The organism is Pseudomonas fluorescens, assembly GCF_030344995.1.
Taxonomy (GTDB): domain Bacteria; phylum Pseudomonadota; class Gammaproteobacteria; order Pseudomonadales; family Pseudomonadaceae; genus Aquipseudomonas; species Aquipseudomonas fluorescens_BF.
This window is the reverse complement of the sequence record NZ_CP128260.1, coordinates 3,095,881-3,121,486: the sequence shown is the minus strand read 5'-3', so window position 1 is coordinate 3,121,486 and position 25,606 is coordinate 3,095,881. Positions and strand designations below refer to the sequence as shown.

25 protein-coding genes and 2 pseudogenes are annotated in these 25,606 nt (G+C 59.9%); 20 read left to right on the top strand and 7 right to left on the bottom strand.

Translation table 11 applies throughout. The annotated features are described in order from the left end of the window. Nucleotides 1-45: 45 nt before the first annotated feature. The 7 genes from QR290_RS14025 (at nucleotide 46) to QR290_RS13995 (ending at nucleotide 4,623) form a co-directional block, all read left to right on the top strand. A complete protein-coding gene (locus QR290_RS14025) occupies nucleotides 46-384 on the top strand; it encodes a hypothetical protein (protein WP_289205238.1) in 339 nt (112 codons plus the stop codon). A gap of 152 nt (nucleotides 385-536) precedes the next feature. Further along, nucleotides 537-1,019, top strand: coding sequence for an HIT family protein (locus tag QR290_RS14020; protein WP_289205237.1), 483 nt, complete (start codon nucleotides 537-539; stop codon nucleotides 1,017-1,019). Nucleotides 1,020-1,055: 36 nt separating this feature from the next. Then, nucleotides 1,056-1,487 (top strand): bleomycin resistance protein, encoded by a 432-nt coding sequence (locus QR290_RS14015; RefSeq protein WP_289205236.1) that lies wholly within the window; start codon nucleotides 1,056-1,058, stop codon nucleotides 1,485-1,487. 18 nt (nucleotides 1,488-1,505) lie between these two features. Beyond that, nucleotides 1,506-2,543, top strand: a complete 1,038-nt coding sequence (locus QR290_RS14010; protein ID WP_289205235.1) for an alpha/beta hydrolase family protein — start codon at nucleotides 1,506-1,508, stop codon at nucleotides 2,541-2,543. A 67-nt stretch (nucleotides 2,544-2,610) separates the two neighbouring features. Further along, nucleotides 2,611-2,934, top strand: a complete 324-nt coding sequence (locus QR290_RS14005) for a gamma-glutamylcyclotransferase family protein (protein ID WP_289205234.1) — start codon at nucleotides 2,611-2,613, stop codon at nucleotides 2,932-2,934. A 21-nt stretch (nucleotides 2,935-2,955) separates the two neighbouring features. Next, nucleotides 2,956-3,648, top strand: a complete 693-nt coding sequence (locus QR290_RS14000) for a phytanoyl-CoA dioxygenase family protein (protein WP_289205233.1) — start codon at nucleotides 2,956-2,958, stop codon at nucleotides 3,646-3,648. Nucleotides 3,649-3,705: 57 nt separating this feature from the next. Continuing rightward, the gene (locus tag QR290_RS13995; RefSeq protein ID WP_289205232.1) at nucleotides 3,706-4,623 is read left to right on the top strand and encodes a bifunctional helix-turn-helix transcriptional regulator/GNAT family N-acetyltransferase; all 918 of its coding nucleotides are present in this window, start codon (nucleotides 3,706-3,708) and stop codon (nucleotides 4,621-4,623) included. Between the two features lie 3 nt (nucleotides 4,624-4,626). On the opposite strand, the gene QR290_RS13990 is transcribed toward QR290_RS13995, so the two are convergent. The 3 genes from QR290_RS13990 to QR290_RS13980 form a co-directional block, all read right to left on the bottom strand. Beyond that, nucleotides 4,627-5,829 (bottom strand): FAD-dependent monooxygenase, encoded by a 1,203-nt coding sequence (locus QR290_RS13990; RefSeq protein WP_289205231.1) that lies wholly within the window; start codon nucleotides 5,827-5,829, stop codon nucleotides 4,627-4,629. Beyond that, nucleotides 5,826-6,347 carry a MarR family winged helix-turn-helix transcriptional regulator gene (locus QR290_RS13985; RefSeq protein ID WP_289205230.1) on the bottom strand — a complete coding sequence of 174 codons (522 nt, stop codon included), beginning with the start codon at nucleotides 6,345-6,347 and terminating at the stop codon, nucleotides 5,826-5,828. Before QR290_RS13985 ends, QR290_RS13990 begins: the two co-directional genes overlap by 4 nt. A 186-nt stretch (nucleotides 6,348-6,533) precedes the next feature. After that, nucleotides 6,534-6,989 carry a winged helix-turn-helix transcriptional regulator gene (locus QR290_RS13980; protein WP_289205229.1) on the bottom strand — a complete coding sequence of 152 codons (456 nt, stop codon included), beginning with the start codon at nucleotides 6,987-6,989 and terminating at the stop codon, nucleotides 6,534-6,536. A gap of 96 nt (nucleotides 6,990-7,085) precedes the next feature. Here QR290_RS13980 and QR290_RS13975 point away from each other — a divergent pair, with 96 nt between their 5' ends. The 5 genes and pseudogenes from QR290_RS13975 to QR290_RS13955 all read left to right on the top strand — a co-directional run bounded on the left by QR290_RS13975 (nucleotide 7,086) and on the right by QR290_RS13955 (nucleotide 12,244). Then, nucleotides 7,086-8,027, top strand: coding sequence for an aromatic alcohol reductase (locus tag QR290_RS13975; RefSeq protein ID WP_289205228.1), 942 nt, complete (start codon nucleotides 7,086-7,088; stop codon nucleotides 8,025-8,027). Between the two features lie 130 nt (nucleotides 8,028-8,157). Next, nucleotides 8,158-9,147: an aldo/keto reductase gene (locus QR290_RS13970; protein ID WP_289205227.1), complete on the top strand. Its 990-nt coding sequence runs from the start codon at nucleotides 8,158-8,160 to the stop codon at nucleotides 9,145-9,147. Further along, nucleotides 9,144-10,268: pseudogene (locus QR290_RS13965) on the top strand ((R)-mandelonitrile lyase); the annotation flags it as partial. The gene QR290_RS13970 and the pseudogene QR290_RS13965, both read left to right, overlap by 4 nt. Further along, a pseudogene (locus QR290_RS13960) lies at nucleotides 10,251-11,269 on the top strand (alpha/beta hydrolase). The pseudogenes QR290_RS13965 and QR290_RS13960, both read left to right, overlap by 18 nt. Nucleotides 11,270-11,350: 81 nt before the next feature. Next, a complete protein-coding gene (locus tag QR290_RS13955; protein ID WP_289205226.1) occupies nucleotides 11,351-12,244 on the top strand; it encodes a LysR family transcriptional regulator in 894 nt (297 codons plus the stop codon). A gap of 43 nt (nucleotides 12,245-12,287) precedes the next feature. Here the strand turns inward: QR290_RS13955 and QR290_RS13950 are convergent, their stop codons facing one another. Then, a complete protein-coding gene (locus tag QR290_RS13950) occupies nucleotides 12,288-13,496 on the bottom strand; it encodes an MFS transporter (protein ID WP_289205293.1) in 1,209 nt (402 codons plus the stop codon). Nucleotides 13,497-13,725: 229 nt separating this feature from the next. On the opposite strand from QR290_RS13950, the gene QR290_RS13945 reads away from it, so the two are divergent. The 6 genes from QR290_RS13945 to QR290_RS13920 all read left to right on the top strand — a co-directional run bounded on the left by QR290_RS13945 (nucleotide 13,726) and on the right by QR290_RS13920 (nucleotide 20,674). Continuing rightward, entirely contained in the window at nucleotides 13,726-14,658 is a 933-nt protein-coding gene (locus QR290_RS13945) for an AraC family transcriptional regulator (RefSeq protein WP_115077618.1), read from the top strand. An 87-nt stretch (nucleotides 14,659-14,745) separates the two neighbouring features. Continuing rightward, nucleotides 14,746-15,201, top strand: a complete 456-nt coding sequence (locus tag QR290_RS13940) for a (2Fe-2S)-binding protein (protein WP_115077617.1) — start codon at nucleotides 14,746-14,748, stop codon at nucleotides 15,199-15,201. After that, nucleotides 15,201-17,450, top strand: a complete 2,250-nt coding sequence (locus QR290_RS13935; RefSeq protein WP_289205225.1) for a xanthine dehydrogenase family protein molybdopterin-binding subunit — start codon at nucleotides 15,201-15,203, stop codon at nucleotides 17,448-17,450. Before QR290_RS13940 ends, QR290_RS13935 begins: the two co-directional genes overlap by 1 nt. 17 nt (nucleotides 17,451-17,467) lie before the next feature. Beyond that, nucleotides 17,468-18,820: a c-type cytochrome gene (locus QR290_RS13930; protein ID WP_115077615.1), complete on the top strand. Its 1,353-nt coding sequence runs from the start codon at nucleotides 17,468-17,470 to the stop codon at nucleotides 18,818-18,820. An 11-nt stretch (nucleotides 18,821-18,831) separates the two neighbouring features. After that, nucleotides 18,832-19,893, top strand: a complete 1,062-nt coding sequence (locus QR290_RS13925; RefSeq protein WP_289205224.1) for an XdhC family protein — start codon at nucleotides 18,832-18,834, stop codon at nucleotides 19,891-19,893. 418 nt (nucleotides 19,894-20,311) lie between these two features. Further along, nucleotides 20,312-20,674, top strand: a complete 363-nt coding sequence (locus QR290_RS13920) for a DUF6124 family protein (RefSeq protein ID WP_039773154.1) — start codon at nucleotides 20,312-20,314, stop codon at nucleotides 20,672-20,674. A gap of 188 nt (nucleotides 20,675-20,862) precedes the next feature. On the opposite strand, the gene QR290_RS13915 is transcribed toward QR290_RS13920, so the two are convergent. After that, the gene (locus QR290_RS13915) at nucleotides 20,863-21,621 is read right to left on the bottom strand and encodes an SDR family NAD(P)-dependent oxidoreductase (protein ID WP_289205223.1); all 759 of its coding nucleotides are present in this window, start codon (nucleotides 21,619-21,621) and stop codon (nucleotides 20,863-20,865) included. A gap of 231 nt (nucleotides 21,622-21,852) precedes the next feature. On the opposite strand from QR290_RS13915, the gene QR290_RS13910 reads away from it, so the two are divergent. Further along, entirely contained in the window at nucleotides 21,853-23,307 is a 1,455-nt protein-coding gene (locus QR290_RS13910; protein WP_289205222.1) for an MFS transporter, read from the top strand. Between the two features lie 5 nt (nucleotides 23,308-23,312). Here the strand turns inward: QR290_RS13910 and QR290_RS13905 are convergent, their stop codons facing one another. Next, a complete protein-coding gene (locus QR290_RS13905) occupies nucleotides 23,313-24,164 on the bottom strand; it encodes a LysR family transcriptional regulator (protein WP_115077610.1) in 852 nt (283 codons plus the stop codon). 268 nt (nucleotides 24,165-24,432) lie between these two features. On the opposite strand from QR290_RS13905, the gene QR290_RS13900 reads away from it, so the two are divergent. Further along, nucleotides 24,433-24,795 (top strand): DUF6124 family protein, encoded by a 363-nt coding sequence (locus tag QR290_RS13900; protein ID WP_085690553.1) that lies wholly within the window; start codon nucleotides 24,433-24,435, stop codon nucleotides 24,793-24,795. Between the two features lie 209 nt (nucleotides 24,796-25,004). On the opposite strand, the gene QR290_RS13895 is transcribed toward QR290_RS13900, so the two are convergent. Further along, a complete protein-coding gene (locus QR290_RS13895; protein WP_162803817.1) occupies nucleotides 25,005-25,580 on the bottom strand; it encodes an SRPBCC family protein in 576 nt (191 codons plus the stop codon). Between the last annotated feature and the right edge of the window lie 26 nt (nucleotides 25,581-25,606).

Below are 25,606 nucleotides of genomic sequence, written 5' to 3'. Positions count from 1 at the left end.
TAGGATCTGCTCCATACCAACCCACTGCACACGGAGTACAGAACCATGAAACGCCAAACCCTTCTCGGTATCGCCTTCTCGCTCTTCGCCCTGAATGCTTTCGCGGCGACTGAAACCGACCCACTGTTCAGCGATGCTGTTGCTGCTGCGACTCAAACTGATCCGTTGTTCAGCGATTCCGTAGCCGCGACTGAAACTGATCCACTGTTCAGTGATGCCGTTGCCGCGACCGAAACCGATCCGCTCTTCAGTGATGCCGTTGCCGCGACCGAAACCGATCCGCTCTTCAGCGATGCTGTAGCCGCGACCGAAACCGATCCGCTGTTCAGCGATGCGGTGGCCGAAGGTGGTTCTGACCGTCTGATCGAACGTCGTAACGTCTGAATGCTGGGTTTTACCGCAGTACTCGACAAAAGCCCGGCCTTATCCGCCGGGCTTTTTCATTTATATGGGGACAGATCTATTTTTCTGTCTTCAGCTGAAAGGCCTGCACTTTTGCTACGCTGGCGCACCGCTTGCCCCAGGACCAATGGCACATGGAAATTGCCCCGCACTTCATTCTTCATGAAACCGAGCACTGGATCGTCAACCACCATCTGGCCAGTGCACTTCCCGGCTATTTGATGCTGGGGACCAAAATCCAGACCAACTCACTGGCCGAGCTGTCGACCGAGGCATTGGCGGAGCTTGGAGGGCTGATCGCAAGAACTCAGCAGATCATCGAGCATCATCTGAAGCCCAAGCGTCTTTATATCGGCCGCTTCGGTCATGAACCCGGTCTGCCCCTCCACTTCCATTTCATACCGGTCTATGACTGGGTCGAAGACTTGTTCTGGAAAGACTCCCGCTATCGCCTGCTCGAATCTTTTGCCTACGCCGAGAATCCCTTGCCATCGACCGATGGCGCAGAACTGACGCTGTTCGTTTGGCGGGAATTTGGTGAGAACCCCACTCCGCCGGCGATTCAGGGGTGCTCTGTTGAGGAGGTGATTGAAGAACTGCGCAGTGCTTTCAAGTGATCAACTCATCGAACCGAACGAAAAGGAATTCACACCATGTTTGAACGGAACAAACTGGTTCCAGAATTGATGGTCACGGATCTGCAGGCCAGCCTCGTTTTCTGGGTCTCCTGCCTGGGCTTCAACATCGCCTATCAACGCCCGGAAGACGGCTTCGCCTACCTCGACCTGAATGGCGCTCAAGTCATGCTCGAGCAGGTTGATCCGGATGCAGGCCAGTGGCTGACGGCGGAACTGAGCAGGCCGTTCGGAAGAGGCGTCAATCTGCAGATTGACGTTGAGGCGGTTGCTCCCATCATCGAAAGACTCGGCGCCGCCCAGGTCTCGCTCTATAAAACCTGCAAAGACACCTGGTATCGCGCTGACGATGTCGAAGTCGGCCAGCGTGAATTTCTCGTTCAGGATCCTGACGGTTATCTCGTAAGACTGGTAGAACGTCTGGGCGAACGTCCTGTTTGCCCGATTTGATCAAGGAAGATAAAAACAATGAAAAACGCTTTCGGCCTGCTGCTTCTGATCTGCCTTTCGGCCAGCGCAAACGCTGACGAAAACCCCATCGGTTTCCGCTCCGCCACGCTGGCGGACGCGCACAACGAGCGCTCGCTGGACATGGTCGTCTGGTATCCCGCCAAGACCACCGCTCCCGCGCAATTGATCGCCGACGACGCGGTGTTCGTCGGGACTTCGGCGGTGCGCGAGGCGCCGCCAACGGCGGGCGATCATCCATTGCTGGTGCTGTCCCACGGTTTCAGGGGCAACTGGAGCAATCAGGCGTGGCTCGCCAGTGCGCTGGCCCGTCAGGGTTACATCGTCGCGGCGGTCAATCACCCTGGCACCACGACTCATGATCGCAGCCCGAAAGCCGCTGCACAGTTGTGGCAACGACCAGTCGACATCAGCCGCGTCATCGATGCGGTCACGGCTCAGCCGGAGCAATTTGGCGCAGTCTCGAAGGGAAGAATTGCAGTCGCCGGTCATTCGCTTGGCGGCTGGACCGCTCTGGAAATCGCCGGCACACGCTTCGACCCTGAGCGTTTTGCCGAGGACTGCGCAGTCCATCAAAAACTCGCCAGTTGCTCGGTCTACAAGACGATCAACGTCGCCGACACGCCGGAATCCAAGAGCCGGATCAGCGCAGACTTGAGCGACAAACGCGTCAGCGCCATCGTGTCACTGGACCTTGGCCTGTCACGCGGGATGACCGACGCCAGCCTCGCCGCACTGCCGGTTCCCGCACTGGTGATCGGCGCGGGCGTGCCGTCCGAAGACCTTCCCGCCCAACTGGAGTCGGCGAATCTCGCCAAACGGCTGCCTTCATCTACATCGCAGTATGTCGAGATCAGCGACGCCAGCCATTTCAGCTTCATGTCCCTGTGCAAGCCCGGCGCCGTCTCGCTGCTCGAGGAAGATTCGCCAGGTGACGGCATCATTTGCGCGGACGGCGGCGCCCGTTCGCGTGAGGTGATCCAGCAACAGGTGGTGGCGTTGATCGACGGGTTTCTGAGCCGGTCAGCGCAGAACTGATCGCGGTGTTGCCTGCACATCGTTGATACGTCAGGATCCCTCCCTTTTTTGACTGGCAGGAGCAATCGTGGAACGTCTCTTCGTTTATGGAACTCTGGGCCCTGGCCGCCCGAATGAGCATGTGATGTTGAACATCGGCGGCACGTGGCAGGCCGCTTCGCTGAAGGGGCGCCTGTCGCAGGCCGGATGGGGCGCGGCGATGGGCTTTCCCGGGCTGGTGATTGCCGAAGATGGCGATGTGATCGAAGGCTACGTTTTCGCCTCCGAGAATTTCCACCTGCACTGGGCGGCGCTGGATGAGTTTGAAGGGGCTGAGTATCAGCGGGTTTTGACCAAGGTGACGCTGGATGACGGCACCGTCGTTGAGGCTTTTGTCTACGCTCTGCGGTAGTCGACAAAACCGAGGACACCTGTGGCTGATCGCGCGCAACTCCACCGAAACGGCTACGTGCTGCTGCGTCAGGCGATCCCGTCGACATGGCTGGACACTCTGCGTGCAGTCTTCGATGCAGGCGTGAAACCTTCCGGTGAATGGCCCGTGCCCCGTGGCATCGACTGGCGCCATTCGCAGCTGGACACTGATCCGACCGTTCAAGCCGTGTGCCGCTTGCCACCATTGCTGGCGGTGGTGGGCGAGTTGATCGGCGAGCGCTTCTTCCTCTCTCAGGTCGAGGGCCGGGAACCGCTCATCAATGGCGGCCACCAGCAGTTGCACCGCGACTTGTCGGCGCAACGTCCCGGCGACACCGTCAACGCGCTGGTGTACCTCGACGATTACGGCCCGGAAAACGGTGCAACCCGCATTGTCCCCGGCAGCCATCGCCCTGCTCTGAGCGAGCCCCCGTTCGATTTCACTGACGAGTCCCGATCCGTGCAACTGACGGGCAGCGCGGGCGACATCCTGATCTTCGATGCCGACCTGATCCACGCCGGCAGCCTGAATTTCAGCGGCGCACGCCGTCGCACTCTGTTGATTACCTGTTTTTCCGAATCGCTCTACGCCACACACCTGGAAACGGTGAACCTCAGAAACATACAAATGGACACGACTGAGCGGTTCGATCCGGAGGAATTTGCGTTCGGGATCATGAAATCATTCATTTGACTTGCTTGCCTCAGGCAACTATATAGTTGCCTTAAGCAAATATATGAGCATCCCGTCATGTCCACAATCTCCGACCGCGCCGACATCGTCCGGCAATTCAACCGTTTCTACACTCACCAGATCGGTGTGCTGCAGGAGCATCTGCTGCAAAGCGACTACTCGCTGACCGAATTGCGCATCCTCTACGAACTTGCCTCGGGCGGTGATCTGACCAGCGCTGACCTGCGGCAGATGCTCAGCCTGGACGCGGGTTACATGAGCCGGATCATCAGCGGTTTCGACAAAAAAGGCCTGATCCAGAAAGTCCCCTCCGCGACCGACGCACGCGCCAGTCAACTGCACATCACCGACCTCGGCCGCGAGATTCTCGCGCCGCTGGAGCAAGCCTCGCGGCAAGAAGTCATCACCCTGCTCGAACGCCTCGCCGAACCGCAGCAACTGCAACTGATCGCCTCGATGAAGCAAATCCAGACGCTGCTCGAAGGTGGCCAACCGACGACCTACCTGCTGCGCGATCCGCAGCCCGGCGATATGGGCCTGGTGGTGCATCAGCAGACTGCAATCTACAGCCGTGAGTACGGCTGGAATTCAGAATTCGAAGCGTTGGTGGCCGAGATTGTCGCCAAGTACCTGCGCGAATTCGACCCTACCGGCGAGCGCTGCTGGATCGCGGAAAAGGACGGCAAGGTGGTGGGTTCGGTGTTCGTCATCCGCCACGACCAAACCACCGCGAAACTGCGCATGCTCTACGTCGATGCCAGCGCGCGGGGCCTGGGAATCGGCAATCGGTTGGTCGAGGAATGCCTGCGGTTTGCCCGTGATGTCGGCTACAAAAAGATGATTCTGTGGACCACCAGCAATCTGGTGGATGCCCGCCGGTTGTATCAGCGGGCGGGGTTCGAGTTGGTCGAGGAAGAGCCGATTCACAGCTTCGGCAAGGAGCTGGTGAGTCAAACCTGGGCGATCGAGTTGTGAGGTTTATGCCCGCGGTAAATCGTCGTAGTCAGGCAGGACGATAGCATCGGCTTTCGGCGAAAGGATTTTGCCAAACAGCGTCTTGAGCCCCGGCGCGGTAGCCATCCGCAGCACGGCATGACCGAGTGCGATGCCCAGACGCGAATGCGGCGAGGCCAGTCTCGGGGCGAATTTCGGCACGCTTTGCGCCTGGGCCACGAATGGACGCATCAGTGTTTCGTATGCAGCGAATGCCTGACGGTGATCGGCGTAACGTCCGAGTTCTCCGGCCAGCACGTAGGCGCCGCACAGCCCAAGGCTGGTGCCCATGCCACTGATGGGCGACGCACAATAGGCCGCGTCCCCGAGCAGCGCGATGCGCCCCTTGGACCATCGGGGCATTTTGACCTGGCCCACCGCCTCCAGATACAGATCGGTGGTGTCATCCAGCGCAGCGAGTACGCGAGGCGTTTCCCAACCGGCATCGGCAAACAGTTTTTTGAGCAAGGATTTCTGTTCGTCCTGCGCGAGCTTTTCGTATCCGCTCGGTGCTTGCTGAAAAGACAAAAAGGCGCGCGTGGTGCCCAGATTGTCAGGCCGCAGACAGACGCAACGACCACCCGGAATGTTGTACCAGCGCATCACCTGGCCGTCGCTCGGCTGTCGAGGCACGGTGAAATAAGCCGTGTAGAGATCGAGCGGGCGACGCTTCACTTCATCGCCGAACACCTGATTGCGGGTCGTCGAACCCATCCCTTCGGCCACGATCACCAGATCGTAAACCTGCTCCCCGCCCTGCTCGAAACGCACGTGAACCTGCTCGCCATCGTCCTCGATGCTTTCGATGCTGTCACCGAACCGGTACGTGACCCGGTCCTCGCTGTGCTGGATCAACAGCTTGGCGAGCTCACCACGCAGGATTTCCAGTTCGGCAATTGGCCCGTCACCGTCAAACGCATCGACGCCGATAAACGCTTTGGTCTGATTGTCCCGGTCAACAAAAGCAATGCCCTGCTCGTGCGTCGTGTTCGCCCGAATCAGATCTTCCAGCCCCATCCGCCGCACCACTTCACGCCCGGCGCCGCGCACATCGATGGTTTGCCCGCCATCGCGAAACGCCGGCGCCCGCTCGACCACCGTGACGTCCATGCCCTGACGCGACAGCCAATACGCCAGCGCGGGGCCGGCGATGCTTGCACCGGTGACGAGTATTTTCTGTGGTTTCATTTTGCGTCCTGCGTTTCAGAAGTGGCGGTCGTGCTGCCCGGCAACGTGTTGCGGTAGACCTCGATCACTTGCCCGAGAAAGGTCTCGATGACTGCACGATCCCGCTCGTCCAGCGCACCCAGCACCGCGCTCAACCCATTGAGCATCGGCGCGATATGCCGATAGGCCTGTGCCACCGACTCCGGCACCGGGCACACCAGTACCCGGCGCTTGTCGTTGAGCTGTCGCTCGCGCACCACGTGCCCGGCACGCTCCAGCCGGTCGATGACCTGGGTGATGCCCGCCGTGGTCACGGACAGACGCGAAGCAAGCTCGGTCGGCGGCAACGGACCGTCGGTAATCAGATGCTCCAGCGCCGCCACGTCGGTCTGATTGATGCCCAGCACCACGCCCAACTGGCCGGCCGCAGCACGGGTCAGGATGGCGATCTGTTGCAACTGCTGGCCAACGGCATCGCTGGCGATTTGTAGGGTGCGTGGATCTTCGGCAGGATTGGGCGGTGATGTGGGTAATGACATGCGCAGGTCTTGTCCGGAGATCGAGGGATTCGGTTTGAGGCGAGCGACACTAGCATATAGCTAACTTGCTTAGCTAGTTTTGTAAAAGCCGACCCGAATCCTCAATGCCGAGACAGAAAATGGCAAAAAATCAAAAAGGGGACTGATGTCCCCTTTTCTCTGAAGCAACGCGCCCGTGCCGAATCACTAAGGCACCTCTGAATCCACTGCCATGGGCGTGGGGACTTGCCACGAAGGTTTTTGGTCAACCTGACTGTCGAAAGCACGACGTGCCTTGCGAATGTCGTCGACGTTTTCGACCACCCACGTCCACACAGGCGACATACGGACCAAAAGCCCCATGCCCAGTGGCGTCAGCTCGTATTCGACACGCGGCGGAATTTCACCGAACTCCCGCCGAATCAGAAGACCATCACGCTCCAGTGAGCGCAGCGTCTTGGTCAACATGCGCTGAGTCACGCCCCTCATCTGTCGCTTGATCTCAGCATGGCGCATCGTGCCGTACACACCCAAGGCGTGCAGGATGCCCAACGACCAGCGACTGCCGGCATGCGTGAGGACTTCTCGCCGCACTCCATCATCATCGTCTCTGAGCGTCTGGCAGATCCTCTCTGCCTGGCCAAGAGTCTCGTGGTCGGTCATTTCTCCTCCCGGTATCACACGTGTGCCTTCTTACTGGTGCTGTCGAATGGTGCAAATATCTGCCCATCTTACAGACAGCAGGTTTCAGGAGACATCATGACCGAAACAACACAGCCTTCCCCCCAATCGATTCTCGTACTCGGTGCCGGCGAACTCGGCCTGCCGGTTTTGCGCAATCTCGCACAGGTCGTAAAACGCGCACCCGGATCCACAGTCAGTGTCTTGCTCAGGGCCTCGACCATCAGCACCCAGATGCCGGAGAAAAAGGCAGAAATCGATGAGCTGCGGAGTCTGGGGATCCAAATGGTCGCCGCCGACCTGGTGAGTGATTCGATCGATCAGCTGGCTGAAGTCTTCGCCCGATTCGATACCGTCATCGGCTGCGCAGGCATGGTGGCGGGTCGGGAAACGCCGATGAAGCTTGCCACCGCAGCGCTCAAGGCCGGTGTGAAGCGCTACTTTCCCTGGCAGTTTGGCGTGGATTTCGAGGTCATCGGGCGAGGCAGTCCTCAGGATTTGTTTGATGCTCAACTCGATGTGCGCGAATTGCTCCGCGCCCAGGATAAAACCGAGTGGGTCATCATCTCGACGGGCATGTTCACCAGCTTCCTGTTCGAGCCGGTGTTTGAGGTGGTGAACTTCGAAAACGACACAGTCAACGCCCTCGGCAGTCTCGACAACAGCGTGACGCTCACCACACCGCAAGACATCGGCAGGTTGACCGCCGAAATCGTCTTCTTCGAGCCGCGCTTTCGCAATCAGATCGTCTACCTTTCCGGCGACACCGTGACCTACGGACAAGTGGCGAGCATCCTTGAACGGGTGCTTGAACGTCCGTTCAAACGCAACGTCTGGACTGTTGAGCACCTGATCCAGGAACTTGAAAAAGATCCCACCCACCACATCAAAAAGTATCGCGCCGTGTTCGCACAAGGCAGAGGCGTGGCTTGGCCGAAAGCTGGCACGTTCAACGAACAGCAATCCATTCAAGTCACCAACGCGGAGCAATGGGTTCGAGAAAACCTCGTGAGCCGCTGAAATCATCTGGCGCTCACCGGTCCTGTCGGATTGATGAGCGCAACTCATAAACCCTTGCCGATTTACCCGTCTAGTCCCCTCTCCTGCGCTCGCTTACTGTTCCCCCAACGCCAAACCACGGGAGATCAGAATGCATAAGCGAACACTCGGCAACAGCTCACTCACCGTATCGGCCCTTGGCTTTGGCTGCATGGGTCTGAGCCATGGCTACGGCCCCGCCACTGATACTCAACAAGCCATTTCCCTGATCCGCTCAGCGGTTGATCAAGGCGTGACGTTCTTCGATACCGCCGAGGTCTACGGGCCCTATCTGAATGAGCAAGTGGTGGGCGAAGCGCTGGCGCCGGTCCGCGATCAAGTGGTCATCGCCACCAAGTTCGGCTTTACCTTCGGCGACGACAATAAACAGCAGATCCTCAACAGCCGCCCCGAGCACATCCGGATCGCCGTCGAGGGTTCATTGCGCCGGCTGAAGACCGATTACATCGATTTGCTCTACCAGCACCGGGTCGATCCGGACGTGCCGATCGAGGACGTGGCCGGTGTGGTGAAAGATCTGATTGGCGAAGGCAAGGTCAAACATTTCGGCCTGTCGGAGGCCGGCGCGCAGACCATCCGGCGCGCCCATGCCGTGCAACCGGTCACGGCGCTGCAAAGCGAATATTCGTTGTGGTGGCGCGAGCCCGAGCTGGAAATTCTGCCAACGCTGTGGGAGCTGGGCATCGGCTTCGTGCCCTTCAGTCCGCTGGGCAAGGGTTTCCTCACCGGCACGGTGTCTGCCGATACCACTTATGGCAGTGACGACTTTCGCAGCATCGTCCCGCGCTTCAGCCAGTCGGCGTTGCAGGCCAATCAGGGGCTGGTGGTGTTGATCCGGCAGATCGCCGCGCAGAAACAAGCGACACCGGCGCAGATCGCACTGGCCTGGCTGCTCGCACAGGCGCCGTGGATTGTGCCGATTCCCGGCACAACCAAACTGCATCGTCTGGAAGAAAACCTCGGTGGCGCTGACATCACACTCGACGCCAGTGAACTCAAGGCGATTGATACGGCACTGGCGCAGATCCATATCGAAGGCGAACGCTATCCCGAAGCGCTCAAGGCGAGGGTCGGCCGATGAACCGACTGATCGCGCCATTCGTTGCCTTATCGCTCATAAGCGCAGAAGCCGCAGCCGCCAGTGAAATCCGCATTACCCCGAAAGGCTCCCAACCCTCTATTCAGGGCGCACCCGAGAACTTCACCGGCACAGTGCGCGTGGACGGTCTGTTCAAGGGCGATCTGCCGGCACGTGTCAGCGGCGGCACGGTGACCTTCGAGCCTGGCGCGCGCACCGCGTGGCACACCCATCCGCTGGGGCAAACGCTGATCGTCACGGCCGGGGTTGGCTACGTGCAGCAAGAAGGCGGGCCGCGTCAGGAAATCCGTCCGGGCGACATTGTCTGGATCCCCCCGCTCACCCGTCACTGGCATGGCGCCACAGCGAACACCGGCATGACGCACATTGCGATTGCTGAAGCCGAGGACGGCAAGACGGTTACCTGGGCCGAGAAAGTCTCGCAGGCGCAATACGATCCGGCGACACCGCAAGACATAACCAGCACACAAGACAGCATCGACACACTGTCGAAAAAACAGCAGGCGATTCCCCTGATCGCCGCGTTCATGGCCACCAGCGACGTGCCCAATCTCAACGTGGCGCTCAACCAGGGGCTCGACGCGGGTCTGACCGTCAGCGAAGCACGGGAAATTCTCGTGCAGCTCTACGCCTACGTCGGCTTCCCGCGCAGCCTCAATGCCTTGAATGAGTTGATGACCGTGGTGCAAGCCCGCAAACAACGCGGCATCGAGGATGCGCCGGGGCGTGAGCCAGGCCGGGCAACTCCAACCGGCGATGAACTGCTGGCCGCTGGCACCGCCAATCAAACGAAGATTTCCGGCAGCCCGGTCAAAGGCCCGGTGTTCGAGTTCGCTCCGGTGATCAACCGGTTCCTGCAAACCCACCTGTTCGGCGACATCTTCGAGCGTGACAACCTCGACTGGCAAAGCCGCGAACTGGCGACTGTCGGCGCGCTGGCGGCGACGCCGGGCGTGGAACCGCAATTGCGCTCGCACATGCTGGCGAGCCTGCGCGTGGGGCTCAGCGCGGCGCAGTTGCGCCAAGTCACCGAGCAGTTGAAAAAGCACGGCGACGCACAGACCGTCGAGCGGGCCAACACAGCGCTGACCCAGGCCCTCTCTGCCGGCGAATCCCTGGCCGCCGACTACAAAAAAAACCCGTTCACCCTCGCCTATGACGGCGCAATCACCAAGAACGAACCGGGCAAGGTCAACATTCATCCGGTCAGCTACAAACTCAATGGACTGGACATCGCCGCCAACGTCTACACACCCGCCAATTACGATGCGAAGCGAACCTACCCGACCGTGGTCGTCGCGCATCCGAATGGCGGCGTAAAAGAGCAAGTCGCCGGTTTGTACGCCCAGCGTCTGGCCGAACAGGGCTACATCACCATCACCGCCGACGCGGCGTATCAGGGCGCCAGCGGTGGTCAGCCGCGCAGCATCGATAAACCCGCGTATCGCATCGAAGACATCCACGGCATGGCCGACTTCATCAGCCAGTTTGCCGGCGTCGATGACAAACGACTGGGCCTGCTCGGCATTTGTGGGGGTGGCGGTTATTCGCTGGCGGCGGCGCAAACCGACAAACGCTTCAAATCGCTGGCGACCGTCAGCATGTTCAACTCGGGCCGGGTGCGCCGCACCGGCTACAACGACTCGCAAATGGACAGCATTCAGCAACGCCTGCAACAGGCTTCGGCCGCCCGCGCGCAGAAGCCGCCGGTGGCGCGGTGTTGTATTCCGGTGATGCCAACCTGACGGATGAGCAGATCGCCAAATTGCCGTTCGAACTCTATCGCCAGGGCTACGAGTATTACTGGAAGACCCACGCGCACCCGAACTCGACCTTCAAATACACCACCAGCAGCCTCATCGACCTGATGCGTTTTGACGCTACCGACCAAATCGAGCTGATCAATCAACCGTTGCTGATGATCGCCGGCAGCAAGGCCGACAGCCTGTACATGACTCAGGACGCCTTCCCCAAAGCCACCGGCACCACGGACAAGGAAGTGTTCATCCTCGAGGGCGCCACCCACATCGAAACCTACTGGGTGCCGCGATATGTCGACGCCGCCATCGGCAAGCTGAGCGCGTTTTACGCCCGCACCTTGTGATGAACGCTCTGGGGGTCGCGCATCCGTGCGCAACCTGCTTTCATGGATTAATCCCGCGCCCCTCATGAGAGGTTCTCATCAATGTCCCGCGCCAACCTCAACGACCTGCAAGCCTTCGTGGTCATCGCTCGCGAAGGCAGCTTCACCCGCGCGGCCGCACAACTGGGCGTCTCGCAGTCGGCGCTGAGCCACACCATGCGCACCCTGGAAACGCGGCTGGGCGTGCGCCTGCTGACGCGAACCACCCGCAGCGTTTCGCCGACCGAAGCAGGTCAACGTCTGTATCAATCGATGGCGCCACGCTTCGATGAGATCGAACTGGAACTGGCCGCGGTCAGCGAGTTTCGCGACACCCCGGCCGGCAATGTGCGGATCTCGGCGTCCGAACATGCGGCGAACAATATTCTCTGGCCCAAGCTGTCGAAGGTGTTGCCTGACTACCCCGACATCAAGGTCGAGATCATCGTCGACTACGCCCTCACCGACATCGTTGCGCAACGCTTTGACGCCGGTGTTCGCCTGGGTGAACAAGTGGCCAAGGACATGATCGCCGTGCCCATCGGCCCGTCGTTGCGCATCGCCGTCGTGGGCTCACCCCAATACTTCAAAAACCGCTCAATTCCCATGACCCCGGGCGATCTGGCCACGCACAACTGCATCAACCTGCGCCTGCCCACCCACGGCAGCCTGATGCAATGGGACTTTGAAAAGGACGGCCGCGAACTGAAGGCCCGGGTCGAGGGGCAATGGACATTCAACAGCAGCGTGCCGATCCTGCGCGCGGCGGTGGCCGGATGCGGTTTGGGATTTCTGCCGGAAGATATGGTTGCCGGGGCGTTGGATGAGGGCAGTCTGGTGCGGGTGCTTGAGGATTGGTGCCAGCCGTTTGCGGGCTACCACCTTTACTATCCGAATCGCCGGGAGCATTCGTCGGCGTTTGGGGTTGTGGTGGATGCGCTGCTCTATAAGCGCTGATTCCGATACCAATGGGTTCTGCGCTGAGCGCCTCCTGATTTCATCAGACGGTCGCGTTCGTTTCGGTTAGATGAACTTCAATGGCACTGCGACCTGCCAGCGAGGCCAGTACAGACGCAAAGACCAACACGGCGGCGCTGAGCTCGAAAGTAGCTTTGTAACCGCTCAGATCAAAGGCCAGACCGCCAATGATTGCGCCTGCGGCGATCGCCAGTTGAACAATGGCCACGAGCAAGCCGCCTCCAGCCTCTGCATCATCCGGAAGCGTTCGCGCCAGCCATGTCCACCAGCCGACCGGTGCGGCCGTGGCAACCAGTCCCCAGAATCCGAGCAACACAGCGGTCAGCACCGCAGATTTGCCGAAGCTGACCAACGCCAGCGCGATGGCCGCCATGATCAGCGGGATGACGGTCAACGTGCGGTAGAGGCCGCGGCCCATAAACCGCTCGATCAAAAAGGTACCGATAAAACCGGCCACCCCCAGCCCCAGCAGCATGAACGACAAGGTTGAGACACTGACGCCAGTCACGCCCTCAAGAAAGGGCCGCAGGTAGGTGAACAGCATGAATTGGCCCATGAAAAATACGCTGACGGCGACCATGCCCAACGCAACTGGCAACTGCTTCATCAGACTCAGAACGTTACCGCTACTTGCCTGGCGCTCGGACTTGAAGGACGGCAGGCTGATCAGCAGCCACACGGCTGCCGCCGCCGCGACCGGAACCACACAGAAGAATGCGCCACGCCAGCCGATCAACGAGCCCAGAAAGCTCCCCGCCGGAGCGGCGATGACCGTCGCCAGCGCGTTACCGCCATTGACGATGGCCAAAGCACGGGAAACCTGATCAAGTTGCACCAAGCGCATGGCGGTCGCCGCCGACAGTGACCAGAAACCACCAATCGCAATCCCGATCAAGGCACGTCCAAACATGAATGACGGGTAGCCCGGGGCGAACGCGACGACCGTACCGGAGACGATCATCAGCGAGGTCAGGCCCAACAACAATTTCTTCCGTTCGATGCGAGCGGCGACCGAGGCAATCAACAGACTGGTGATCAATGCAAAGGCACCGGACACGGAAATCCCCTGCCCGGCCTGACCTTCGGTGATGTGCAGATCTGCTGCAATCGGCGTCAGCAGGCTGACCGGCATGAATTCTGAAGCGACCAGAGCGAATGCGGCCAACGACATGGCCAGCACGGCGCTCCAGCCGCCAGTTCTTTTAGAAGGATCTGTAGAAACAAACGTCATGAGAACAACCTGTGGTGCGGAATACGTGTGGATGTGATGCGCAGGGGTAAGCAGTTCTTCGCGCATGCGGGCACTGCCCCTGTAACAGATAGACACATTCTCCCGGTCAATCCGGCCCTTCCCTAGCGCATTCCTCTTGAATGCTTGCCTGATCCTCTGGCGATGCAGGCTGACGGATAGGAAACGTCTCGCGCGCGGATTAGAGTTCGGACAACAGGAGTGACCCGACATGATCCCAACCCCTCTGCCCCAGGAATCGCCCTTGGCCTTGCACATCGACCCGCGCCTGAGCGCGCCGGGTGACTTCGCCACGGCCATACCCGGGCTAACGCTGTTTCGTCGCGACCAGCCGGCGCCCCCCGTTGTGTGCATGATCGAGCCAAGCCTGATTCTCGTGGGTCGCGGCGAAAAGCGCTTGTGGGTAGGCGGTGAGGGTTACAGCTATGACCCTTCGCGGTTTCTGGTCACGTCGCTGGACCTGCCCGCCAACTCCGAAGTAATCCTTGCCAGTCCCGAACAGCCCTGTGTCGGCCTCGTGCTGAAACTGGATGTCAGCATGCTCGCCGAGGTCATTACCAAGAGCGGCTTGCCCGCGAAACGCCAGCCATCAACGGGTACGGGTGCTGCGATTGGCAGCCTGTCATCAGCTTTGGAGGACGCGCTCGATCGCCTGCTGTCATTGCTCGATGAACCCGAGGCGATCCCGGTTCTGGCGCCGCTGATTCTCCGAGAGATCCACTATCGGCTGCTCCACACCGACCAAGGCCCACGGCTGCGACAGATCATTGCCGTCGATGGCCAGGGTTATCGCATCGCCAAGGCCATTGACTGGCTCAAGGTCAACTACACCGATGCCCTGCGCATCGACGATCTGGCCGCGCGGGTGCAGATGAGCGCGCCGACTTTTCACCATCATTTCCGCCAGCTCACCGGCATGAGCCCGCTGCAATACCAGAAATGGCTACGGCTGAACGAGGCACGGCGGCTGATGCTGGTAGAGCGCTTCGATGTGTCGCGGGCGGCGTTTGCGGTCGGCTATGAAAGTCCTTCGCAATTCAGCCGCGAATACGGCCGGCTGTTCGGCACGGCTCCAAGTCGTGACATCGCCCTTCTGCGCGGACAACCGTTCGAGGCTGAAGCGCTCGGCACCGTAGCGAATTGATCGAACAACCAGCTTCACCGGTGATGCGCCTCGCCGCGTGTCATCGCTAATAACAATGCACGTCAACCGATGATCAGCGGGTGAACCATGGAACTACGAATCAACCAGAAGACCTATCAGGTCGATGCCGATGCCGATACACCCTTGCTGTGGGTGATCCGCGATGATCTGGGCATGACCGGGACCAAGTACGGCTGCGGACTGGCGCAATGCGGCGCCTGTTCGGTGCTGGTGGACGGCAATGTGGTGCGCTCCTGCGTCACGCCGGTGGCCGGTGTCGTCGGCCGCGAGGTCACCACCATTGAAGCCATCGAAACCGATGAAGTGGGCAAACGGGTGGTCTCGACCTGGGTCGATCTGCAGGTCGCCCAGTGCGGTTACTGCCAGTCCGGGCAGGTGATGGCCGCCACCGCACTGCTCAAGCAAAACTCCAAGCCGAGTGATGCGCAAATCGAGGCGGCGATGGTCAATCTTTGCCGCTGCGGTACTTACAACGCCATTCATGCCGCCGTGCATGAGCTTGCCGGCAAGGGAGAAGCGTGATGAACGTTCGAATCAACCCTTCACTGCAAGCCTCAGCACTGGATCTGCACGAACCGATCAATGTTTCGCGCAGACGTTTTCTCACCGGTACCGCTGTCGGCGCATTGGTGCTCGGCTTCGGTCTGCCACTCGGTGTGACACGGGTGCAAGCTGCCGCAGCGACGACTGCCGAGCGTGGCACGCAAGTCCCGGCGTTCCTCGAGATCCGCCCGGACAACCGCGTGCGTCTGCTCTGCCCATTCATGGAAGGCGGACAAGGCACGTTCACTGCGATGGCGCAGATTGTCGGTGAAGAACTGGATGCCGACCCAGCGACCTTTTTGGTCGAGGCCGCGCCGCCCGGCGAAGCCTATGTGGTGATGGAAAACGGCATGCGCATCACCGGCGGCAGTATGTCGGTGCGCATGAGTTACCCGGTCATGCGCCGCCTCGGCGCCCTTGCCCGCGCCATGCTGTTGCAGGCCGGCGCGCAGCAACTTGGCGTGCCGGTGAGCGAGTTGAGTACCGAGCCAGGCAAGGTCGTGCATGCCAAGTCCGGGCGCTCGTTGGCCTACGGTGAACTGGCCGAGCGTGCGATGGATCTGCCGGTTCCCGATCCGGCCTCTGTGAAACTGCGTGATCCGAGTCAGTTCCGCTGGATCGGCAAACCGGTGAAGCGCCTCGATGCCTACGACAAGTCCACAGGCAAGGCGCTCTTCAGTATCGACCTGAAGGTCGATGACATGCTCCATGCTGCCGTTCAACATGCCCCGCGCCTGGGGATGACGGTGGGCAATCTGCGCAACGAAGAGCAGGTCAAGGCAATGAAAGGCGTGCATTCCGTGCATCGTCTGCCGGGCGCTGTGGCGGTGGTCGCCGAGCGCTGGTGGCACGCCAAACGTGCCGTCGAGGCGATTCAGGTCGACTGGCAAGAGCCGACGATCGACAGCAAAGTGCGGCCGATGCCCGCCGACTTTTCCAGCGATGCCTGGCTCACGCGCCTCGCTGAAGATCAAGGCCCCGCCAAGGATGACGAACATGAAGGAGATGTGGCTTCGATTCTCAAGGAGTCCAAGACCCGGATCGACGCCACTTACCACAACCAATACCTGAACCACGGCCAACTGGAGCCGCCTTCAGCACTGGCCCGATTCAATCCGGACGGTTCGCTGGAAGTCTGGCTGCCGAATCAGGCACCGGACATGTTCCGTGCCGACATCGCCAAACGCACCGGGCTGGATCCGTCACGCATCACCTTGCACTCGCCGCTGCTGGGAGGCTTCTTTGGCCGGCATTTCCTTTACGACTCGGCCAATCCCTACCCGCAGGCGATCGCGCTGTCGAAAGCAGTTGGCCGTCCGGTCAAGCTGATCTGGAGTCGCGAAGAAGAGCTCCTGCGTGACGTGCTCCGCCCGGTTGCCGCCGTGAATTTCCGCGCGGCACTGGATAACGACGGCTGGCCGCTGGCAATCGAAGCGATCAGTGCCACCGAAGGCCCGACCGAAGCCCTCGCCGGCAAGCAAGGTGAAAAGCTCGACCCGACGGCGCTTGAAGGCTTGTCGGGCAAGTCCTATGCGATCCCCAACAAACGCATCGCGCAGATCTACGTCAAAGGCCCGGCAATGCTCGGTTACTGGCGTTCGGTGGGTAATTCCCTCAACGACTTCTTCTATGAATCGTTTCTTGATGAGCTGGCCGACAAGGGCGGCAAAGACCCGTTCGACCTGCGCCTGCATTTGCTGCGTGAGAACAAACGGCTGACCACGTTGTTGCAAGCAGTGGGTGAGTTGTCGGGTGGCTGGAAGCGCGGTCCGTTTACCGCCGAGGATGGCAGCCGGCGTGCGCGCGGTGTGGCCATGGCTTCGCCGTTCGGTACGGAGACTGCGGTGATCGCCGAGGTGTCCATCGAAAACGGCCAGGTCAAGGTGCACGACATCTGGCAGGCGATTGACCCCGGCAGCATCGTCAATCCGGCGATTGTCGAGGCTCAGGTGAACGGCGCCGTGGCATTGGGACTGTCGCAAACGCTGGTGGAAGAAGCCGTGTGGATTGATGGCAAACCCCGAGCGCGCAACTACGACTTGTATCCGATCCTGCCGCCTGCGCGAATGGCCCGGGTCCATGTGCGTGTGGTCGAGAGCGGGGAAAAAATGGGTGGCATCGGTGAACCGCCGTTGCCTGCCGTCGCGCCCGCCGTCGCTAATGCGGTGGCCAGGCTGACCGGTCAGCGGGTGCGCAGCCTGCCCATGAGCCGACACACCTTCACTTGATCAGCGCCGGAGCGTTCATGAATAACAGCCGATTCGCAAGAACCGCTGGCTGGCTGGCCGTGCCGTGCCTGGTCGCGGCAGGCCTGCTGGCCTGGTATGTCACCCGCGAGCCTGTCTCGCGCCTTGAAAACCATCAGATCGCCGTGGCCGACATCGACCCGGCATTGGTCGCTCGGGGCGAATACGTCGCCAGGTTGAGTGATTGCGTGGCCTGTCACAGCGTGCCGGGTGGCGCGCCGTTCGCCGGTGGGCTGGAAATGGCCACACCGCTGGGCGCGATCCATGCGACCAATATCACCCCGGACATGGAAACCGGCATCGGTCACTACAGTCTGGCGGACTTCGATCGTGCCGTGCGCCATGGCGTAGCTCCCGACAGTCGCCGGTTATACCCGGCGATGCCCTACCCGTCCTACGCCAAGCTCAGTGACGATGACGTGCGTGCGCTGTATGCGTTCTTCATGAAAGGCGTGGCGCCGGTCAAACAGGCGAACACCCCGAGTGCGATTCCGTTCCCGCTGAACCTGCGCTGGCCGATTGCACTGTGGAACGGTGTGTTTGTCGACGCCGAGCCCTACGTAGCCAAACCGTCGCAGGATGGACAGTGGAACCGTGGCGCTTACCTCGTTCAGGGCGCCGGACACTGCGGCAGCTGCCATACCCCGCGTGGCTTGGCGTTCAACGAAAAGGCACTGGATGAATCCGGTACACCATTCCTCGCGGGCGCCTTGCTCGATGGCTGGTATGCCCCGAGCCTGCGCGATGATCACAACACCGGCCTGGGTCGTTGGAGCGAGTCGGAAATCGTGCAGTTCCTCAAGACCGGGCGCAACCAACATGCGGTGGTCTACGGCTCGATGACCGAGGCGTTCAACAACTCCACGCAGTTCATGAGCGATGACGATCTGACCGCAATTGCCCACTATCTGAAGTCGCTTCCCGGAGATCGCGAACGAGATGGCGCGCCGTGGCAGTACCAAGCGGTTTCGGCAGCGCAACGTCTGGACTCGCCCGGTGCTCATACCTACGTGACACGCTGTGCGTCGTGCCACGGTCTGGACGGCAAGGGTCAAGCGCAATGGATGCCACCGCTGGCCGGCGCGACGTCTGCACTGGCCAAGGAAAGCGCCTCGGCGATCAACATCACCCTCAATGGCGCGCAACGTGTCGTGGCGGCCGGCGTGCCGGATGCCTATCGCATGCCGGCCTTCCGTGAGCAACTGTCGGATCAGCAGATCGCCGAAGTGTTGACCTTCATGCGCAGCACCTGGGGCAATCAAGGCGGTGCTGTTGATGCACAGGCGGTTGGCAAACTGCGTGAGCACACCGATCCGGCCAGCAGCAGCCCGATCATTCTGCAGATGCGTTAAAGGAAAACCTGATGGAGAGCATCGACTTGCTGGTTCTGCGCACAATGCGGGACTGGCGTGCCGCCGGCGAGCGTGTGTTGCTCGCCACGGTTGCGCGCACCTGGGGTTCATCACCACGGCCAACGGGTTCGATGATGGCTTTGCGTGACGATGGTCGCGTGGTGGGCAGCGTGTCCGGTGGCTGCATCGAAGACGATTTGATCCATCGCTATACCACCGCCCATGGCGGCAGCGCTTTTAGCGACAGCGCGCCGCAAGTGGTGCGCTATGGCGTCAGCGCCGATGAGGCGCATCGCTTCGGCCTGCCCTGCGGTGGCACGCTTGAACTGATTCTGGAGTTCAACCCGGCGTGGCAGTCACTCGACTCGTTGCTAATGCAACTGGACGCCGGGCAACTGGTCCGTCGTCGCCTGGCGTTGGAGTCCGGTCAGGTCATGCTCGAACCGACCGCGACGCCGGAACAATTCAGCTTCGATGGCACGCAAATGCTCAACACCCTGGGGCCGGGCTATCGGATGCTGATGATCGGTGCCGGCGCGCTGGCCGAGTATCTGGCCACCATGGCGCTGTTCAACGGTTTCAAGGTGGCGGTGTGCGATCCGCGTCCCGAGTACATCGAGACCTGGGCGGTGGATGGCGTGGAGCGGATTGTCGGCATGCCGGACGACGTGGTCCGCGACTTCGCGGTCGATCTGCGCACCTGCATTGTCGCCTTGAGTCATGACCCCAAACTCGACGATCTGGCTCTGCTCGAAGCACTCCACAGCCCGGCGTTTTACATCGGCGCCATCGGCTCTCGTCGCAACAGCCAGCTGCGCCGCGAACGCCTGATCGAACATTTTGGCGAGACCCAGACGTCGCTTGAGCGCCTGCACGGGCCGATCGGCCTCTACATCGGCAGCAAGACGCCAGCAGAAATCGCCGTTAGCGTGATGGCCGAGATTCTTGCGGCCAAGAATGGTGTGTGCTTGCCGAGTGGGCTCAGCGTCGCCCAAGCGAAACACTCCATTGAGTCTGTGGCCTCCTGCGCAAAAAACCAAGTTCACACCTTGAATGTTGCGCCACCTCTGTGAAGTGGGAGGCCGGTCGGATGATTCTCATATTTAATTTTCTTTGGAGGTTGTTTAAGGGTTTCTTCCATCCGTGTTTAAAGACACTCAGCGTTACTTCCTCAAGGCTACAACGCCTTGCGTCATTGCCTACGACTACGCCAGAATCCGCCGGCTTGTGCGTCTGGGACGCGGGTTTTATCGTTTCCGGGTCACTGAAAAACAGTGATGGGGTTTGGTAGCCCGCTTCGTTCTAGACTCATGGCGTCACCGTGTGCAGCCCTTTCTCAGGGCTCGGATTTCATGGTGGTCATGCGTGGGGCTCATTCGTGGGCGCCGGGTTCTAGTGCGACCGGTCTACCAACCCGCGTATGGCCGCCACCCAACGTTTGGTAGCGAAGGGTGATGGTTCCTTTTGGTAATCGCGCTAGAGGATTCATCCATGTTCAAACCGACACCCAACCCACCAGAAACCGATCCGGTTTCCCCCTACAAATTCCCCGATTCCCGAACCCTCAACGAAGCCGCCGAACGCGCCCTCGATCACTACCTCACTCCGCAGCAACGGGTCATGGGTAGCCACCACAAACACGATCCCATGTACCTGGCCAACCCGGCGTACGACACTGAGTCCCTGTTGGCCAATGCCAGTGAGTCATTGGGGTCGGCGAGCGAAATGCTTAACAATTTTGCGGCCACGCTGGAGCCTGCTCATCGCAAGACCGCGATCGGGATTGCGCAGTTGGTGATGTTGAGTGAATTGGCGGTGAATCAGGCGTTGGATCATGTTGAGGTGAAGAGCTAAGCGTTTGCCCCTGTGGTGACCGGTTAGTTCGGCGCCACAGAGGAATGAGTGTTGACCGAAGCTGCCATGGTGAATGGCAGCTGTCGGCCAAAGCAAATGTTGCCGATTGCGACCAGGTCCAATCTCCAGCTTCAGTGTCCGCCCTCTTTTTTATGTCGTGGAGCCGGCCGTTCGCAGCGACATAGACTTCAGATTTGCGACAAACCACCGTCGACCATCAGCTCCACGCCATTCACATATCTGGCGTCGACCGAGGCCAGAAACAGTGCCGCGCTGGCGATTTCTTCAGGTTGTGCCATGTAGCCCAGTGGCGTGATTTGCTCGACGTATTGGCGTAGTGCAGCGATGTCGCTCTCGCTCATTTTCAGCCCGTTGTCCATCAGCGGCGTGCGTGTGAAGCCAGGGCTCAACACGTTTGCGCGGATTTTGCGATCCTTGAGTTCGTTGGCCCACGTGCGTGCAAATGATCGCACCGCCGCCTTCGACGCGTTGTACAGACTCAAGCCCTCCATACCATTGCTGGAGCAGATCGAGGCGGTCAAAACGATGGACGAAGCGTCTTTCATCAAGGGAAGAAGTGTTTGAACGCTGAAAAAAACGCCTTTCACGTTCACGTCGAACATGGCGTAGTAAGCAGCCTCGCTGGTCTCTCCGAGCGGATTTTTCTCACAGATCCCGGCATTCGCGAACACCGCGTCAAGCCGGTCGTCCCGCGCCTGGATTGTCGCTTTGAGCGCGTCTAGATCAGCCTGACGCGATACATCGGAAACCACCGCGACAGCTTTGTCGCCGAGTCTGGCAACCGCTGCCTCCAGCGTTCCCGCGGCCCGTCCAGTGATGTAAACGCGTTTGGCGCCCTCGGCGATCAAGGCTTGCGCAATGGAAAATCCGATCCCCGTGGTACCGCCGGTCACGACGGCAACCTGATCGCTGAATTTACCTGACATGTCTGACTCCTCGGTCGTTGATAAAGGGGGTCGTCTGAAACGACCTTGCTCATGGTGAGCGTCATCGGAGCAGAGCGGCACTGACAGGAATGAACATTGATCGTGCAGTTTTGTAAGGCGAAAACGCAGGACTGATTCCCTAAATTGGGACCCCATGACTTGGGCCGGGCGGGCGCGAAGCCTTGCCTTTCACTTGTCGTCCAACCTGAGTTTCCCTACAGGATGCCTGTCATGTCTCGAATCGAAATCGAAGTGTCCGAACCCCGGCGCTGGTTGATGTTTGCCATTTTGCTGGTCGGTGCGTTTCTACCGCCCCTGGATTTTTTTATCGTCAACGTCGCGCTGCCCTCGATACAGGACGACTTGGGGACAGGTTCCTCTGCCGAGCAGCTGGTGATTTCTTCTTATGCGACGCTCTATGCCGTGACGCTGATTACCGGCGGGCGACTCGGCGACCTGTACGGTCGCGGGCGGATGTTCTTCCTTGGCCTGCTGGGTTTTGCCGCCGCGTCAATGATGTGTGGCCTGGCAGGTTCGCCGTGGACCCTCATCCTCGGCCGAGCCTTGCAGGGGGTGACCGCCGCCGTAATGGCTCCTCAGGCGCTCGCATCGGTGCAGGCGATTTTTCCTGCGTCGGAAAGACCATTGGCATTGAGCCTGTACGGAGCCGTGTTTGGGCTGGCATCCGTGATCGGTCAGGCATTGGGCGGCTTTCTGATTGAAGTCGACGTGTTGGGCATGGGGTGGCGGGCGATTTTTCTCGTTAATCTGCCGATTGCATTGTTGGTAATTACGTTCGGCATCCCGGTTCTCAAAGAAACCCGTGCGCAGCAGGCAAGCAAGCTGGATCTGGTGGGCACAGCGTTGTCGATGCTGACCCTGACCGCTCTGGTCGTGCCGTTGATTGAAGGTCGCGAGGCAGGATGGCCGTTGTGGGCATGGCTTTCACTGGCCGCCAGCCCTGTGCTGGCGGTGTTGTTCTGGCGCTACGAGAACCGCTTGCACCGAGCCGGAGGGACTCCCATCCTCGCCCCGGCCGTACTGAAAGCGCCGGGCCTGGGGCGAGCGCTACTGGTCGCGCTTTGCTTCTATTCAATCGGTGTGTTTTTTCTGATGTTTTCGATGTACCTGCAAGGCGCGCTGCATATGACTGCGCTGCATGCCGGGCTGATTTTCCTGCCGTTCGGCGCGGGATTTCTGCTCGGTCCCCTGTCGGTCCCTCTACTCAGACGCATCCTCGGGGGCTACGTGAACCCCATAGGCATGGGACTGGAGGTTTTCGGATTGCTATGGCTGGGCTGGCTCGTGTCAGTGACGCCGACCACCCTCGCCCCATCCTTCAAATCACTCACGACCATCCTGTTCCTGATTGGTCTGGGACAAGGGCTGGGCCTGCCGACGTTGATGCGCATGGTCACGGGACGGGTCGCGCCGGCGTATGCCGGAATGATCGCAGGCATCACCAGCGCAACGCTGCAAATCAGCACATCGCTGAGCGTCGCGCTGATTGGCGGTGTCTTTTATACCTTGCTGGGGGAACCGGCTACGGCGGTCAGCATCGCTTACGCGTTCACTATCGCTGTACTGTGCATCGCCGTCTGTCTGGCCGTGGGGGCAGCGATAAGCCTGACGTTAGCGCGCCAGCCAGCGCAGATACCGGAGGCATCGACTGTCCGTTTGACCTGAGGAGCCTAGCCCGCGCCGATCATGCTGGAAGCGAGGTCGGCCAACGCACGCAACCGGTCCATCTGGCGCATGTCCTGGTGATAACCCATCCAGATGTCACGCCCGGGCGGTGGCTCGTCCTCATCCAGCAGTCGCAGTCCTGATATGGAGTCGCCGAGGACGCGGGGCAATACGGCAACGCCAAGCCCCTTCGCGCACATCTGCGCCTGGACTGTACGGCTGCTGCTGGTGAACACTGTGCGGGCCCGCGGATACCGCTGCTGCAACCATTGCACGTCGGGGTAATGAGCCTGGGCCACGTTCATGAGGATGAGCCCCAGGCCTTCACCGTCCGGCTGCGGCGCCGGAGCATGCAAAGCGGCGTAGAGTCCGTAAGACAGGGTTGTCAGCTTGCGGTGGACGATGTCGGGTTCGGTGAAAGGCACGATCCGGAAGGCGATGTCGGCATCCCGGCGAGCGAGGTCGAACAGCCGATGCCCGGCGATGACTTCGGGAACGATCAACGGATACCGTTGCACCAGTTCGCTCAGGACCGGCGCCAACACATGGCAGGCGAACCAGTCGGCCGAGGATATGCGCAACAGGCCTTCCGGCTGATCGCCATGACCTGCCAGACGACGCTCGATGGCCAGGGCGCTGTGTTCCATGTCCTGCGCCAGACTGAGAATCCTCTCGCCAACATCCGTGAGCACCAGCCCTTGCGCCGTCCGCAGGAAAAAGGCTTGCCCGCTGGTTTGCTCAAGCACCTGCAGGCGTCGCCCGACGGTCGGGTGACTGACCCCCAACTGCCTGGCGGCACCTCCCAACGAGCCGCTGCGGGCAATCGCCAGGAAGACCCGCATGTCACTCCAGTCCATGCCCTCGTCCCATACAAAAAATGAACGATGAGGTTGCAACAATGGCCGTCCCGCAGCAATACCCGTGAGCCATGTGCTTTGAGGCCATCAACAACGTCGGAGCGGATCGCTCTACTCGCCTTGGGCATCCACCACTTCGATTCCGAAAACGAAAAAGGGGACAAGAAAAAGAAGAAAAAGGGGACTGATTTATTTCTCAGAAAATAAATCAGTCCCCTTTTCTAAAGGGTGATGGTTCCTTTTGGTAATCGCGCTAGAGGATTCATCCATGTTCAAACCAACACCGAACCCACCAGAAACCGATCCGGTTTCCCCCTACAAATTCCCCGATTCCCGAACTCTGAACGAGGCCGCCGAACGCGCCCTTGATCACTACCTCACCCCACAGCAACGCATCATGGGCAGCCACCACAAACACGATCCCATGTATCTGGCCAATCCGGCCTACAACACCGAATCCCTACTGGCCAACGCCAGCGAATCACTGGGCTCGGCGAGTGAAATGCTTAATAACTTTGCTGCCACGCTGGAGCCTGCCCATCGCAAGACTGCGATCGGGATTGCGCAGTTGGTGATGTTGAGTGAGTTGGCGGTGAATCAGGCGTTGGATCATGTTGAGGTTAAGAGCTAAACGCTGCCCTCTTTTGCCGGATAGAACGCAACGGCAGAGGAAATGAGCGTTGACCGAAGCTGCCGGGAATGGCGGCTTTCGGCCATTTGCAGTCATTCGTGAACGGCAGCAATGGGTCAATTGATGCCCTGGCCACAGGCAGCTTTCACTCGTTCGCGTCGGTGAGGCCGCGTGCTATGCGATCGCTAAACCCCGTTAAGAGTAGGTGATCATTGCCTCGTTAAGTCGCCTCTATCAACCCTTGAATCAGTCTGATGTAAATGATCGGAGGGTAAGCCCGATTGGGCCTTCACGCTTAACTGTGCCAACCAAATATCATGCTGATCAATCAAGCCTTGAGTGAAACCTTCAGTCGCCCAGATACCTAGCGTACTGATTTGAGTTTCATCCGTAATCAGCAAGGTTCCCCCGTCAGCAAGTGGATGCAGATACCAGGTGTGATAGGCCTTTACTCCGTCAGCAACGGCGATCCATGCAAGACGCCGCTCAGTCTCAAAATCATGAACTGTCGAGGTGAGCCGAAATCCGAAGGTAGTCCATTTGAATACAGAGCCGGCTTGTAAGAAAGGGCCAGGCCACACCACAAAATCAACGTCCTGGGCGTTTGGATACCATTGCGGCCAGTTTTCTGCATATGTCAGCCATGCCCAAACAGTAGCAGGAGATGCTGGAATCACTAGATGGTTACAGGCGTAAAGGGGAGCATTTTGCGGATGATAGTCACTAGGCCAATTTATTTGAGATCTGGCGTTAGCCAATATGGTTTGAAATGCTGATTCAGTCATTGTCATATCCTTCTGTAAAGCACCAT